At 72.1% G+C, this 13987-nt stretch carries 11 protein-coding genes; 5 read left to right on the plus strand and 6 right to left on the minus strand.

The window, feature by feature from the left end:
* The first annotated feature begins 40 nt into the window (after positions 1–40).
* The 3 genes from ABZU72_RS22200 (at position 41) to ABZU72_RS22210 (ending at position 1230) form a co-directional block, all read left to right on the plus strand.
* A complete protein-coding gene (locus ABZU72_RS22200; protein WP_355020971.1) occupies positions 41–526 on the plus strand; it encodes a CinA family protein in 486 nt (161 codons plus the stop codon).
* A 60-nt stretch (positions 527–586) separates the two neighbouring features.
* Positions 587–874: a helix-turn-helix transcriptional regulator gene (locus tag ABZU72_RS22205; RefSeq protein ID WP_040754988.1), complete on the plus strand. Its 288-nt coding sequence runs from the start codon at positions 587–589 to the stop codon at positions 872–874.
* A gap of 113 nt (positions 875–987) precedes the next feature.
* Positions 988–1230 carry a hypothetical protein gene (locus tag ABZU72_RS22210; protein WP_355020972.1) on the plus strand — a complete coding sequence of 81 codons (243 nt, stop codon included), beginning with the start codon at positions 988–990 and terminating at the stop codon, positions 1228–1230.
* Between the two features lie 3 nt (positions 1231–1233).
* Here ABZU72_RS22210 and ABZU72_RS22215 read toward each other — a convergent pair whose 3' ends face one another.
* Both ABZU72_RS22215 and ABZU72_RS22220 read right to left on the minus strand, forming a co-directional pair.
* Positions 1234–1986, minus strand: a complete 753-nt coding sequence (locus ABZU72_RS22215) for a DNA-formamidopyrimidine glycosylase family protein (protein WP_355020973.1) — start codon at positions 1984–1986, stop codon at positions 1234–1236.
* Positions 1987–1990: 4 nt separating this feature from the next.
* Positions 1991–6628, minus strand: a complete 4638-nt coding sequence (locus ABZU72_RS22220; RefSeq protein ID WP_355020974.1) for a DEAD/DEAH box helicase — start codon at positions 6626–6628, stop codon at positions 1991–1993.
* Between the two features lie 50 nt (positions 6629–6678).
* On the opposite strand from ABZU72_RS22220, the gene ABZU72_RS22225 reads away from it, so the two are divergent.
* Both ABZU72_RS22225 and ABZU72_RS22230 read left to right on the plus strand, forming a co-directional pair.
* Positions 6679–7257: an AAA family ATPase gene (locus ABZU72_RS22225; protein WP_355020975.1), complete on the plus strand. Its 579-nt coding sequence runs from the start codon at positions 6679–6681 to the stop codon at positions 7255–7257.
* 62 nt (positions 7258–7319) lie between these two features.
* Complete coding sequence (locus tag ABZU72_RS22230) at positions 7320–8711, plus strand: PLP-dependent aminotransferase family protein (protein WP_355020976.1); 1392 nt, start codon at positions 7320–7322, stop codon at positions 8709–8711.
* Here ABZU72_RS22230 and ABZU72_RS22235 read toward each other — a convergent pair.
* The 4 genes from ABZU72_RS22235 to ABZU72_RS22250 form a co-directional block, all read right to left on the minus strand.
* Positions 8634–9944 carry an amino acid permease gene (locus ABZU72_RS22235; RefSeq protein ID WP_355020977.1) on the minus strand — a complete coding sequence of 437 codons (1311 nt, stop codon included), beginning with the start codon at positions 9942–9944 and terminating at the stop codon, positions 8634–8636. The two genes, ABZU72_RS22230 and ABZU72_RS22235, sit on opposite strands and share 78 nt — an antisense overlap.
* A gap of 86 nt (positions 9945–10030) precedes the next feature.
* Entirely contained in the window at positions 10031–10861 is an 831-nt protein-coding gene (locus tag ABZU72_RS22240; protein ID WP_355020978.1) for an SDR family oxidoreductase, read from the minus strand.
* Entirely contained in the window at positions 10858–12396 is a 1539-nt protein-coding gene (locus tag ABZU72_RS22245; protein ID WP_355020979.1) for an AMP-binding protein, read from the minus strand. The genes ABZU72_RS22240 and ABZU72_RS22245 overlap by 4 nt, the downstream gene beginning before the upstream one ends.
* Complete coding sequence (locus tag ABZU72_RS22250) at positions 12393–13982, minus strand: succinic semialdehyde dehydrogenase (RefSeq protein WP_355020980.1); 1590 nt, start codon at positions 13980–13982, stop codon at positions 12393–12395. The genes ABZU72_RS22245 and ABZU72_RS22250 overlap by 4 nt, the downstream gene beginning before the upstream one ends.
* Positions 13983–13987: the final 5 nt, after the last annotated feature.

The raw sequence follows: 13987 nt of genomic DNA on the forward strand, positions 1-13987 counted from the left end.
CGGTCGTCACTGCGACGACCGGACCGCTACCGTCATCGCCATGAGTGCCGTCGAGGAGCTGAACGCCGCGCTGCGTGAGATCGGAGCGACAGTGGCCACCGCCGAGTCCCTGACTGCCGGACGCCTGGCCGCGATGCTCACCGAGCCTCCGGGAGCGTCGAAGACGTTTCGCGGAGGCTTCGTGACGTACGCGACGGAGCTGAAGCACACCCTGTTGGGTGTCCCCGTCTCGGTGATCGAGACCGTCGGGGTGGTCTCCGCGGAGTGCGCGGCGGCGATGGCCGCGGGGGCACGGGAGCGGTCGGGGGCGACGTACGGACTCTCGACTACGGGCGTGGCCGGGCCCGAGGAGCAGGAGGGAAAGCCCGTCGGGACGGTCTATCTGGGCGTTTCCGGTCCGCACGGTGAAACAACGACGCTTCTCGGGCTGTCGGGCTCGCGCGCAGAGATCCAGCGTGATACGTGTTTGTTCGCTGTTGATGAACTACTCGGACTACTTCGGCGGGAACATCGAAGGGTCAGGTAGCGTTGGAGCCAGACGTCACCCAGATGTCGGTGACTTGTGAACTGTAGGAGGCTGACCGCAATGGTGCTCTTCCGTCGACTTCTCGGCGAGGTGCTTCGTGCCCAGCGGCTGGAGCGTGGGATGACCCTGCGTGAAGTCTCCGCGGAGGCGCGAGTCAGCCTCGGCTACATCTCCGAGGTCGAGCGTGGCCAGAAGGAAGCCTCCTCCGAGCTCCTCGCCTCGCTCTGCAGCGCCCTCGACGTCGCCCTCTCCGACGTACTTCGCGACGTCTCCGACGCGGTCGCCCTCGAAGAGGCCACCATCCTCCGGATGCCGGTCCGCGCCGCGGCCGACGCCGCAGCCGCCTGATTCTCTACCCAATCTGGGGGAGTTTCTCGCGTCCGTGTCTCAACGCGGACCGTTCCGTCTCCTTGCCGATGTGAGCCCACCACGGGCTCGCGCATTCATGGGGAGATGGTGCGATGACCATGGCAGTCGAGAACGAGCTTCCAGACCTGACGGTGCCGTCACCGTTTCTCGAGGGCGACGTGCATTCACCCGACCTGCTCGAGGCCGAGCTCTTCGGGCTGGAGGAGACCTTGAACATCCTTCGCGACGAGTTCACCTCGGTCGCTCCCGGCGAGCGGACGCATGTCGCCCGCCACATGCGTGACACCCGCGTCCGGATCGCCCAGATCCGGTTGCGCCTGCTCCACGGCTGCTAGCCGCTAGGCCTGACAGTTCGCGCAGTAGTAGGCCGGGCGCTCCTTGCCCGGCGGGCCGACCTTGGCGACGGTCACGGTGCCGCCGCAGCGCCGGCAGGCCCGGCGGCCGTAGACCCACATCTGCCGGGAGAGTGACCAGTCGGCCTGCATCAGGTCGCGGGTGCGCTGAAGGAGCCGGGGGAGTCGGTCGCCGGCATCCGCGACCGTATGCAGCGGGTTGATCCCGGCGATGAAGCAGGTCTCAGCGGCGTAGATCGTGCCGATCCCGGCCAGGTTGGTCTGGTCGCGCAGCGCGTCGAAGAGTGGCCGCTCGGGTTGCCGGGCGAGGCGTTCGAGGGCTGCGTCGGGGTCCCAGTCGTCGGCCAGGATGTCCGGGCCGAGGTGGGCGACCAGTCGCTCCTCCTGGTCGCGGGGGACGAGCTCGACGATGCCGAGGAGGAAGCCGACGGCCTCGGTCTTCTCGGTGCGGAGCACCACGCGCGCCTGGAAGCCGGGCTTCGGCCAGCGCCGGCCCGCCTCGAGGACCCGCCACGATCCCTCCATCTTCAGATGGGTGTGCAGCGTCCATTCGCCGGTGCGGTGGTCGATCCGGGTGAGCAGGTGCTTGCCGCGGGTCAGCGTCGCTCGCACGGTGCCGCCGGACAGGTCCGCCGTGGCCAGCTGCGGCACCCGGAAGTCCGTACGCCTGAGCACCTGCCCCGCCAGCCCCTTGTCGAGCCTGCGGGCGGTCCGGAGCACCGCGTCACCCTCGGGCACGACCTCACCTGCTCGGCGAGGTCAGGCGCAGGCCGCGCGGGGTGGCGACGAAGCCGGCGTACTGGAGCGCCTGGCGCAGCGGGGTGTCTCCCGAGCCGAGCAGCGGGGCGCCGTCGGCCTTCTCGACGGTGAGCCGTCCCAGCGCCCCTCTCCGGACCGCCTCGGCGAGCGCCTCGGCGCCGGGCTCGAGGAGGTTGGGGTCCTCCGACCAGGTCAGCAGGGTGCGGCCGCCTCGCTCGACGTACATCGCCAGCTCGCCGTCGACCAGCACCACGATCGCGCCCGCCTTGCGGCCGGGCCGGTGGCCCTCCTCCGCGGCCGGCCAGGGGAGCGCTGCGCCGTAGGGGTTCGCGGGGTCGGTCGCGGCGAGCGCTAGGGCGACCGGCTTGTCGGCCGGCTCGACCCGCGAGAACGTACGCAGCCGGTCGACCGAGCCCGCGGTGCCGAACTGGGCCGCGCCCAGGCCCTCGACGAAGTAGCCCCGGCGGGCCCTGCCGGAGTCCTCGAATGCGCTGAGCACCTTGTAGACGGCGGCGAACCCTCCGGGGGTGCGCTCGGACTGGACCGCCCCGCGGGTGACCACACCGTGGCGGTCCAGGAGCCGCTCGGCCGCCGCGTGGGCGCGCTTGGTCGGGTCGGAATCGGGCTCGGGCAGGATCGTCCATCGCCCGGCCGTCTCCGGAAGACCGGCCCGGGCCGGCATCCGCGCACCGCCGGTGTAGCGCCCGCCCCGGGCGCGCGGCGGTGGCCGGCGGGAGCGGTGCGACGGCGTGCCGGAACGGGTCAGCGCCCGCAACGGCAGCAGGGTGTCGTTGCTGACCCGCCCCGACCAGACCAGCTCCCACAGCGCCGCGCTCAGATCGGCGTCGCTCGGAGTCTCCTCGCTGTCGGCCGCCATGGTCCGGGCGAGCTGGTGGAAGAACCAGGCACCGCCGGGCGCCAGGGCTTCGAGGAGCCGCTCGGCGAGCGGTCCTGGCGGCATCTCAGCGGGCGACGGCAGCGTCAGCTCGGCGGTGTCGGCCGGGTGCAGCGAGACCCAGCCGTCGGTGCCGGGCAGGGTGCCGTGGCCGGCCCAGAGCACTTCGCCGCCGGAGGTCAGCTCGTCGAGGAACGCGGGCTCGTAGTCCACCACCCGGGCCGGCAGGATCAGGCTCTCCAGCGCGCTGGCCGGGACCGGGCAGCCGGCGAGTTGGTCGACCACGCTCAGCACCCCGTCGACCCCGCGCAGCGCGCCCTTGCGTACGGACGTCTTCTGCCACGCCGGCAGGAACCTGCCCAGCGCTGCCGGCTCGACGGGCTCGACCTCCTTGCGCAGCCGGGCCAGCGAGCGTCGGCGCAGCATGCGGAGAACGTCGGCGTCACACCACTCCAGCCCGCTCCCGCCCGGCCGGAACTCCCCGTCGAGTACCCGCCCGCGCGCCGAGAGCCGCGCCAGGGTGTGCCGGACGACCGCCTCGCCCAGCCCCAGCCGCGAGGCCACGTCGGCGGCCGTGAACGGACCGTGCGAGCGCGCGTACCGCGACACGAGGTCGCCGACCGGGTCCTCGACGGGCTCGGTGAAGGCCGACGGTACGCCCGGAGGTACCGCCACCCCCAGCCCGTCCCTGAGCCTGGCCACATCCTCGACCACCGCCCACCGAGCCTCCCCGGCAACCCGCACCTCGACGACCCGCCGCGTCGTGGCGAGATCCTCCAGCATCGCCGAGACGTCACCCCGGTCGGCCGAGGCGTCACTCGCGCTGGCCGAGGCGTCAGTCGGTGACGTCTCGGCCGACGTACGTGACGTCTCGGCCGACGCGCCCGACGCCTCGGCAGGGGTGGTTCGGGCGGCGATCTCCTCGAGGGTCAGGGGGCCGATGGTGCGGATCAGGTCGGTGATGCCTTCGGCGCCGCGGGCGCGCCGGCCGGGGGCGAGGCGCTGGAGCTCGGACTCGACCTCGGTCAGGACCTCAGGGTCGAGGAGCTCGCGGAGCTCGGCGCGGCCGAGCAGCTCGGCGAGGAGGCCCTGATCGAGGGTGAGGGCGGCGGCGCGGCGCTCGGCGAGGGGCGAGTCGCCCTCGTAGAGGAACTGGGCGACGTAGCCGAAGAGGAGCGACTGGGCGTAGGGGGACGGGGTCGGGGTGGCGACGTCGACGATCGAGATCTCGCGCCGCTCGATGCGGCGGAGAAGGCCGACGAGGGAAGGGAGGTCGTAGACGTCGCGGAGGCACTCGCGTACGGCTTCGAGGATGATCGGGAAGCTCGGGTACTGCGAGGCGACCTCGAGCAGGGCGGCGGAGCGCTGGCGCTGCTGCCACAGCGGCGAGCGCCGGCCGGGGTCGCGGCGGGGTAGGAGCAGGGCCCGCGCCGCGCACTCGCGGAAGCGGCTGGCGAACAGCGCCGAGCCACCGACCTCGGTGGTCACGAGGTCCTCGATCTCGTCGGGCTCGAAGACGATGATCTCGCCGGTCGGCGCCTCGGCATCGGTGTCGGGGAGCCGGATCACGATGCCGTCGTCGCTGTCGATCGCCTGCCCGTCGACGCCGTAGCGCTCCCGGATCCGCGCGTTGATCGCCAACGCCCACGGTGCGTGGACGGGGCGGCCGTAGGGGGAGTGGACCACCAGCCGCCAGTCGCCCAGCTCGTCGCGGAAGCGCTCGACGACGATGTTGCTGTCGGAGGGGAGGACGTTGGTGGCCTCGGCCTGTTCGTGCAGGTAGGTGACCAGGTTGGCGGCGGCGTAGGCGTCGAGGCCGTCCTCCTGCGCTCGCGCCTCGGCCTTCTTCGCAGGCAGCGCGGCGAGCTCGCGGGTGTAGGCGCCGACGGCCTCGCCGAGCTCCGCGGGCCGGCCCAGCGAGTCGCCCTTCCAGAACGGCAGGCGTCCCGGGATGCCGGGAGCCGGGGTCACCAGCACCCGGTCGTGGGTGATGTCCTCGATCCGCCAGCTCGTCGCGCCGAGGGCGAAGACGTCGCCGACCCGGGACTCGTAGACCATCTCCTCGTCGAGCTCGCCGACGCGCCTTCCGGTGCCCTCGCCGACCAGGTAGACCCCGAAGAGCCCGCGGTCGGGGATGGTGCCGCCGCTGGTGACGGCCAGCCGCTGCGCTCCCGGTCGCCCGGTCACGGTCCCGGCGACCCGGTCCCACACGATGCGCGGACGCAGCTCGGCGAACTCCTCGCTCGGATAGCGCCCGGCGAGCAGGTCGAGGGTGGCGTCGTAGGCGGAGCGGGGGAGGGTGGCGTACGACGCCGTCCTTCTGACGAGCGTGAACAGCTCGTCGACGTCCCAGGTGTCCAGCGCCGTGGCGGCGACGATCTGCTGGGCGAGTACGTCGAGCGGGTTGGCCGGGAGGCTCATCGACTCGATCAGGCCCTGCCGCATCCGCTGCACGCTGACCGCGGTCTGAGCGAGGTCACCGCGGTGCTTCGGGAAGAGCACGCCGCGGGAGACCTCGCCGACCTGGTGACCGGCGCGCCCGACGCGCTGGAGAGCGGAGGCGACGCTGGGTGGCGACTCGATCTGGACGACGAGGTCGACGGCACCCATGTCGATGCCGAGCTCGAGGCTGGAGGTCGCGACCACGGCCGGCAGCCGGCCGGACTTGAGGTCGTCCTCGATCAGCGCGCGCTGCTCCTTGGACACGCTGCCGTGGTGAGCCTTCGCGATCACCTGGGCCGCGCCGTGGGACTGCCCCGACTGCGCCATCACCTGCGCGGGAGGCGGCCCGGCCTGGAAGACCCGGTCGGAGGCGATCTCGTTGAGCCGCGCGGTCAGCCGCTCCGCGATCCGGCGCGAGTTGGCGAAGACGATGGTGGAGCGGTGGGCGGTGACCAGGTCGGCGACGTGCTCCTCGACGTGGGGCCAGATCGAGGAGGCCCGCTGCGGATCGTCGTCGTCCTCATCCTCGCCGTAGGCGCTCGGCGCGGTCATGTCCTCGACCGGCACGACGACGCTGAGGTCCCAGCGCTTCTCGGCAGGAGGGGCGACGATCTCGACGGGCTGGGCGCCGCCGAGGTAGCGCGCGACCTCCTCCAGCGGGCGCACGGTCGCCGACAGCCCGATCCGCTGGGCAGGCTTGTCCAGGAGCGCGTCGAGGCGCTCCAGCGTCAGCGCCAGATGGGAGCCGCGCTTGGTCGCAGCGACCGCATGGACCTCGTCGACGATCACCGTCTCGACGCTCCGCAGCGTCTCGCGGGCCTGGCTGGTGAGCATCAGGAAGAGCGACTCGGGCGTGGTGATCAGGATGTCCGGGGGAGCGGTGGTCAGCTTGCGCCGGTCGGCCGCTGTCGTGTCGCCGGACCGCACCCCGACACGCACCTCAGGCGCTTCCACGCCCAGCCGCTCGGCGGTCTGCCGGATCCCGACCAGGGGGCTGCGCAGGTTGCGCTCCACGTCCACGCCGAGCGCCTTGAGCGGGGAGATGTAGAGCACCCGGCAGCGCTGCTTCTTCTCGGGCACCGGCTCGCTCAGCAGCTTGTCGATCGACCACAGGAACGCGCTCAGCGTCTTCCCCGACCCGGTGGGCGCCACCACCAGCGCGTTGCGGCCCGCCCCGATCGCCTCCCAGGCGCCGGCCTGAGCCGCGGTCGGCGCCGCGAAGGCGGCCGCGAACCACGTGCGTGTCGGGTCGCTGAACCGCGCCAACGCCTGGGACGTGCTCATGAGGACAAACCTAGTCGCGACCACCGACACTCAGCGGCCACACTGACCCCATGCATCTCATCAACCTCTTCGGCCCACCGGCGGTCGGCAAGATGAGCGTGGGCCGGGAGATCGCGGCACGTACGCCGTACCGCCTCTTCCACAACCACGCCACGATCGAGCCGCTGCTGGAGGTATTCGACTGGGAGATGCCGTCGTTCGGCGTGCTCAAGGACGAGTTTCGGCGAAGGGTGATCGAGGAGGCGGTGGCCTCCGGGCTCCCCGGCCTCATCGTCACCTATGTCTGGGCGCTCGAGCTTCCCGAGGACGCGCAGGCCGTCACCAGGCTGGTTGCTCCCGTGGTCGAGGCGGGAGGGAAGGTCGACTGCGTCGAGCTGTACGCCGACATGTCGACCCGTCTGAGCCGCGAGGGCACCCCGGAGCGGCTGGCCGCGAAGCCGTCCAAGCGCGACACCGAGTGGGCGAGGGCCAACGCCGTGGACTGGAACGAGCGCCATGTGCTCTCGACCGGCCCGGAGATGCCATTTCCGCTGCACTTCCCGCACACCGTGGTCGACAACACCCGCCTGTCCGCGGCTGAGACCGCCGAGGAGATCATCACCCGCCTCGGACTGCCGACCGATCCCTGAGTTGCGCAGGCTGTCCTTGAAACCATCGCGCGCTCGGCGCCCGGGTGTGGTCAAATCCCGCTGTGGACCTAGCGCTTGACCTGACCGACCGCGCAGTACGATCCGCGTCGCTCTATCAGGCGCTGCGCGACGCGCTCGGCGAGGGCAGGTTGAAGGCGGGCGATCGGCTCCCGGCGAGCCGGGCGCTGGCCAAGGACCTCGGCATCTCCCGGAACACGGTCGCCACGGTCTATGAGCGGCTGGTCGCGGAGGGGTTCCTGGAGTCGCGCGTGGGCGCGGGGACGTACGTCGCCGAGACCACGCGGCAGCTAAAGGACCGCGCCCCCGGGTCGCTGACCCCGCGCCCGGGCTGGCGCTGGGCGCCGCGGCCGACGAGCGCGGAGGCGGCGGTCCCGGCGTACGACCTGCGGGTGGGGATCCCCGACGCCGAGCTCTTCCCGTTCGACACCTGGCGGCGGATCCTCGCGGCCGAGTCGCGGCTGCGCGGCCACAATCCCGGCACCTACGCCTCGCCGGCCGGTCTGCCGAGGCTCCGTGAGGCGCTGGCGCACACGGTCGCCTACCACCGCGGGGTGCGGGCCGACCCGGGGCAGATCGTGGTCACCAGCGGCACCCAGCAGGCGCTCGATCTCGTCGCCCGTGTGCTGCTGGAGCCGGGTGACGTCGTCGCCGTCGAGGATCCCGGCTACCCGTCCGCGATCGACCTCTTCGCCTCTCACGGCGCCCGGGTCGTGCCGGTCCCGGTCGACGAGGAAGGGCTGGTCGTCGCGGAGATCCCGGAGCAGGCCCGGCTCGTCTACACGACCCCGAGCCACCAGTTCCCGCTCGGCGTACGCCTCTCCCTCCCACGCCGCCGAGCCCTCCTCGCCTTCGCGAACACGCATGACGCGGGCATCGTCGAGGACGACTATGACAGCGAGTTCCGGTTCACCGAGCGGCCCCTGGAACCCCTGCACGCCCTCGACGACCAGGGCCGGGTGATCTATGTCGGCACCTTCTCCAAGTCGCTGCTGCCGAGCCTGCGCACCGGCTATCTGGTTGCCCCGGGCTCGCTGGTCGATGCGCTGCTCGCCGCCAAGCAACTCACTGACGGCTTCGGCTCCGTCCAGCCCCAGGCCGCCCTGGCCCGCTTTCTGGAGGAGGGCCTCCTCGCCCGTCACGTGCGCAAGGCGTCCAAGACGTACGCCGAGCGCCGCTCGGTTCTCCTCGAAACCCTCTCCACCTGGCCGGTCGAGGTGCTCCCGTCGGCCGCCGGGCTGCACCTGTCCGCCTACGCGGAGCTCCCCGCCGACCTGCCCGAGCGTGCCGCTGCCGAGGGGCTGGCGCTGGACACGATCGCGGCTCATCGCCTGCTGCCTGGACGCGACGGGCTCTTCCTAGGCTACGGAGCCGTCCGGACAGAGAGCCTGCCCCGCGGGCTCGAGCTGCTGGCCACCCTCGCGGACTGGGCGTGACCGCTGTCGGCGTGACGCGATCAGCGACCAGGCCAGACCGGCCCCGCCGCAGAGCACCGGGCCGAGCAGATGGGCGCCGGTGAGACCCAGAAGGATCAGCGCCGCGACAAGCGAGCAGACCGCAGCCCACCACGACCGCCCACCCCGCGGCAGCAGCCGCAGCGCGGCGGCCGCGCCCACCACGTACAGCAGCGAGAACGTCCCCGAGGCCATCAGCAGCGCCGCGTCCGTGGAGGCGTTCGCGGCCCAGGTCACGGCGAGGGTGCCGAGCGCGACGGCACAGATCGTGAGGAGCGAGCGACGCGGGATCGCGGACGCCGGAGCGGCCAGGACCCGCGGCAGACCGCCCTCACGGGCCAGCGACGCCCCGAGCCGGGATCCGCCGGCGAAGTAGGCGTTGATCGCCCCGATGGTCAGCAGCACGGCGACCACGGCCGTGACCGGCCGCGCGGGCTCCCCGAAGCCGAGCACGAGCAGGTCCGCCAGAGGCGCGGCTCCGGAGGTGGACTCGAGCGCCGCGACCGTGGCGAAGGCGATCCCGAGGTAGAGCACCGTGACGACCACCAACGCGATGACGGTCGCCCGGCGGATGTCGCGCGCCGGGTCGCGATAGTCGGCCGAGAGGGAGGAGAGGATCTCCCACCCCGCGAACGCCCACACCAGCATCGCCGCCGCGGTGCCGACCGAACCCCACCCGTGCGGCGCGAACGGCGTCAGCCGCTCCAGCTCGGCATGCGGCAGCGCCACCAGGACCGCTACCGCGAGCAGCACCGCGATCGCCCCGGCGATCCCCAGCTGAACGCCTCCGGACACCTTGATCCCGAACCAGTTCATCGCGGTGACCAGCACGATGATCGCCGCCGTCGCCGCCAGCGACATGCTCTGGCCGCCGCCGAAGGCGTCGGCGACGTACGCCCCGCCGAACCCCGCCGCGACCGGCGCCCCCACGCCGATCGTCAGGTAGAACGCCCAGCCGACCATCGTCGCGACGTGCTGGTTGAAGGCGAGCCGTGCGTACGTCGCCACCCCGCCGCCGTCCGGATGCCGCGCCCCCAGCGCGGCGAAGGTCGCCGCCAGCGGCACCGAGAGCACGATCAGCGCCAGCCAGGCCACGAGCGAGGCCGGTCCGGCCTCGCTCGCCGCCAGCGCGGGCAGGGAGATGACACCGGTGCCGAGCACCGCACCGAGGGTGAGAGCCGCGCCCTGGGGCACGGAGAGTCCGTCGTTCTTCACAAGCGTGACGCTAGTGAGCGCAGAGCCCTCCGCGCCCGGCCAATCAGGCCCTCGTCTCCTGGGCCAATCTTGGGCCAATCCGGGCCCTAACGTACGTTGCGCCGCACCCGCTTCTCGTACGCCGCCCGCGCCGCCGGATCCACGCCGGCGAGCAGCTGCGAGGCGTTGGTGGCACGGTCGACGAAGTCCTGGAACCGGCGCGGCATCGCCTGGGTGATCTTGGTCAGGGCCTGGGTCCAGTTGGGCACCCAGACCTCGGGCCGCGGTTCGCGGATGACCGACTCGATCGCGGCCGCGACGTCCTCGGGAGTGACCGGCTTCATCCCCTTCGCCTGGGGAACCCCGTCGGCCAGCTCGGTCTGCACCACCGCCGGCAGGATGAGCGAGACGTCGACGCCGGAGGGCGCCAGCTCCATCCGCAGCGCCTCCGAGAAGCCGACCACGGCGAACTTCGAGGCCGAATAGGTCGCCGCGTCCGGCACCGGCACCCGCCCGACCGCCGAGGCGACGTTGACGATGTGGCCCGTGCCCCGCTCGACCATCGCCGGCGCGACCGCCTTGATCCCGTTGATCGGGCCGTGCACGTTGACCTCGAAGATCGCCCGGGTGAGTGCGTCCTCCTCCTTCAGCACCGACCCGAGCGGCATGATCCCGGCGTTGTTGACCAGCACGTCCCACGGCCCCATGTCCTCGACCGAGTCGAGGAACGTACGCCAGGAGGCGGGGTCGGTGACGTCGAGATGTGCGGCCTTCACCCGCGACCCGAACTCGGCGGTCAGATCGTCGAGCAGGCCCGGGTCCAGGTCGCCGACGGCCACCGACGCCCCGGCGCGGGCCAGCCGCTCGACCGTGGCGCGGCCGATCCCGCGGGCGCCTCCGGTGACGATGACGGCGGTTCCCTCGATCTGGCGTGTCATGACTCTCCTTCGGTGGTGCGGACCAAGCTGCGTACGGCTTTTCTGTCGGTCTTGCCCACGCTGGTGACGGGGACGGCGTCGAGGATGAGCACCTCGCGGGGGTACTTGTGCGGCGCGAGCCGCGTCTTGACGAAGGCGATCAGCCCCTCGGGGGTGGTGCGTGCGCCGGGATGGAGGGCGACGGCCGCGACCACCTCCTCGCCCTTGTGAGCGTCCGGGCGCCCGACCACCGCGGCGGCGGTGACCGCCTCGTGGGCGAGGAGCGCGTCCTCGACGTCGCGGGGGAAGACGTTGAACCCGCCCCGGATGATCAGGTCCTTGATCCGGTCGTCGACGTAGAGGTAGCCGTCGGCGTCGAAGTGGCCGATGTCGCCGGTGTGCAGCCAGCCGTCGACGACGGTGGCGGCGGTCTGCGCCGGGTCGTTCCAGTAGCCCTGCATGACTCCGGGGCCACGCACCCAGATCTCGCCCTCCTCGCCGGTCGGGACCGGCTCACCGGACGGCCCGGCGATGATCACCTCGGCGTGCGAGAGCGGCTTGCCGACGCTGCCGGGCCGCGACTCCTCGACGGTCGAGGCGGCGATGACCGCGCTCGACTCCGTACAGCCGTAGCCCTCCAGGATGGTCACGCCGAAGGCCTCCTCGGCCTTCTCCCGCAGCGCCGGCAGCAGCGGCGCGCCACCGCTGCCGAAGGAGCGCAGCGAGCTCAGGTCGTAGTCCTGGTAGGGCTGGTCGAGCAGCATCTGCAGCATCGACGGGACCACGGTGCTCGACTCGACCCGGTGCTCCTGGGCGAGCTCGAGCCATCCCTTGGCGTCGAACCACCGCTGCAGCACCGAGCTCTGCGGCCGCGACGAGTGCATGCCGCTGATCACCACGATCAGGCCGTACGCGTGGGAGAGCGGCAGCGGCAGCAGCCACCGTGTCGTGCCCTGGCTCTCCCCGACCCGGTGGAGGGCGTGCCCGGACTCCCACAGCCCGCGGTGGCTGAGCATCACGCCCTTGGCACGTCCGGTGGTGCCGCCGGTGTAGAGCAGCGCCGCGAGATCGTCGTCACCGCGCGGGGCGATGTCGATCGGGTCGGCGCTCTCCAGGCTCTCGTACGCCACCGCATCCGTTCCCTCAGGCACGTCCCCGGCCACGACGACGGTGAGCTCGAGACCTTCGCCGGCAGCCTGCACCAGCGGCAGCAGCTCGGGCGTGACGATGGCCGCCGTGGCTCCGGAGTCCTCCAGGATGTGCCGCAGCTCGGGCGGGGTCTGCAGGAAGATCACCGGGGTCACCACCGCGCCGAGGCGCCACAGGGCGCGGTAGCTGACGAAGACCTCCGGGGTGTTCATGGTGAGCACCACGACCCGGTCGCCGGGCTCGATCCCGAGCCCGCGCAGGCCGCCGGCGACCCGCGCGGACCGCTCGGCGATCTCCTTGGACGAGTGCCAGGTGCCCTCGAAGAAGACCATCGGGTGGTCACCGTGGCGGGCATAGGACTCCTCGGCCAGGACCGCCAGGTTGTGCTCGCCGGGCTGCGCGCTCATCGGGCACCCAGCTTCCGCAGCGCCTTGAGCTGCCCGTTGCCGAGCGCCACGAACTTCTCGACCGTCTGGCCCTTGAACGGCCCGATCGGGCCCATCCGGGAGGCCGCGACGGTCTGGGCGTCGGTGAACTTCCGGATCCCGTCGGCGCCGTGCCGTCGGCCCAGTCCGCTCGATCCCATGCCACCCATACCTGCCTCGATGCTCCCGGCCGCCAGGGCGGCGCCGTCATTGATGTTCACCGCGCCCGCGCGGATGCGCCGAGCGATCATGTCGGCCTCGCGTACGTTCTTGCTGAACACGCTCGCCGAGAGCCCGGCCTCGCCCTGGTTGGCGATCCGGACCGCCTCCTCGTCGCTGTCGGCGCGGTAGAGCGCGAGGACCGGGCCGAAGGTCTCACCGAGACACAGATCCATCTCGTCGGTCACGCCCTCCAGGATCGTCGGGGCGAAGGCGTACGGACCGACCTCGGCCAGCGGCTCGCCGCCGGCCAGCACCGTCGCGCCCTTCGCGACCGCGTCGGAGACGTGGGCGGTGACCTTGTCGAGCTGCGCCTGCGAGGCCAGCGACCCGACGTCGGCGGAGTAGTCGAAGGTCTGTCCGACGACCTGGCTCTCCGTCTCGGCGACCAGCGCCTGGCGGAAGGCGTCGTAGACGTCCTCGTGCACCACCACGCGCTCGATGTGGACGCACATCTGACCGGTGTTGGCGAAGGCCGCCATCACCGTGCCACGAGCCGCCTGGGCGAGGTCGGCGTCGCGGCGGACGATGAGCGGGTTCTTCCCGCCGAGCTCGAGAGAGGCGCCGATCAGCCGGCCCGCGGCGCGCCGGGCCACGATCCGCCCGGTGGCCGTCGAGCCAGTGAAGGCGATGTAGTCGACGTTGTCGATGACCGCCTCACCGGTGGCCGCTCCCGGCCCGGTGACGACCTGCCAGACGTGCTCGGGGAGCCCGGCCTCGGCCATCAGCGCCCTCGCCCACAGCAGCGTCAGCGGCGCCTGCGGGTCGGCCTTGCTGATCACGGCCGCGCCCGCGAGCAGCGCCGGGATGGCGTCGCCGACCCCGAGATAGAGCGGGTAGTTCCACGGCGAGATGATCCCGACGACCTGCTTCGGCACCCGCACCTCCTTCACGGAGGTGATGCCGGGGATGGCCCCGCGGACCCGCTTGTCGGCCAGGTACGTCGGGCCGCGCCGGGCGTAGTGGCGGGCGATCGTGCCGACCTGGAGGATCTCCTGCCAGGCATGGAAGCGGGCCTTGCCCATCTCCCACTGGATCAGGTCGAGCACCTCCTCCTGGCGCTCGACGAGCAGGTCGTGGAAGCGGAGCATGACCTCGGCGCGGTCCTGGAAGGCCAGCGTGGCCCAGTCGGGCTGGGCTGCCCGCGCTGCCGCCGCGGCCTCGGCGACGTCCGCGGCGGTCACCGACGGGACCGGGGCGGTCGGCTGGGCGTCATAGGGTGCGACTGCGGTCAGCGTGCCGTCGCCACCCGAGACCGGAGCCGAAACCCATCGGGTCCAGGAGGCGAGCCGTGCCTCGTCGACCCATCCGGGACGTACGCTTTCGGCCTCCGTTGTCTTCGTGGTCATCGATC

It is taken from the genome of Nocardioides sp. NPDC004968, assembly GCF_040608935.1.
Lineage (GTDB): Bacteria > Actinomycetota > Actinomycetes > Propionibacteriales > Nocardioidaceae > Nocardioides.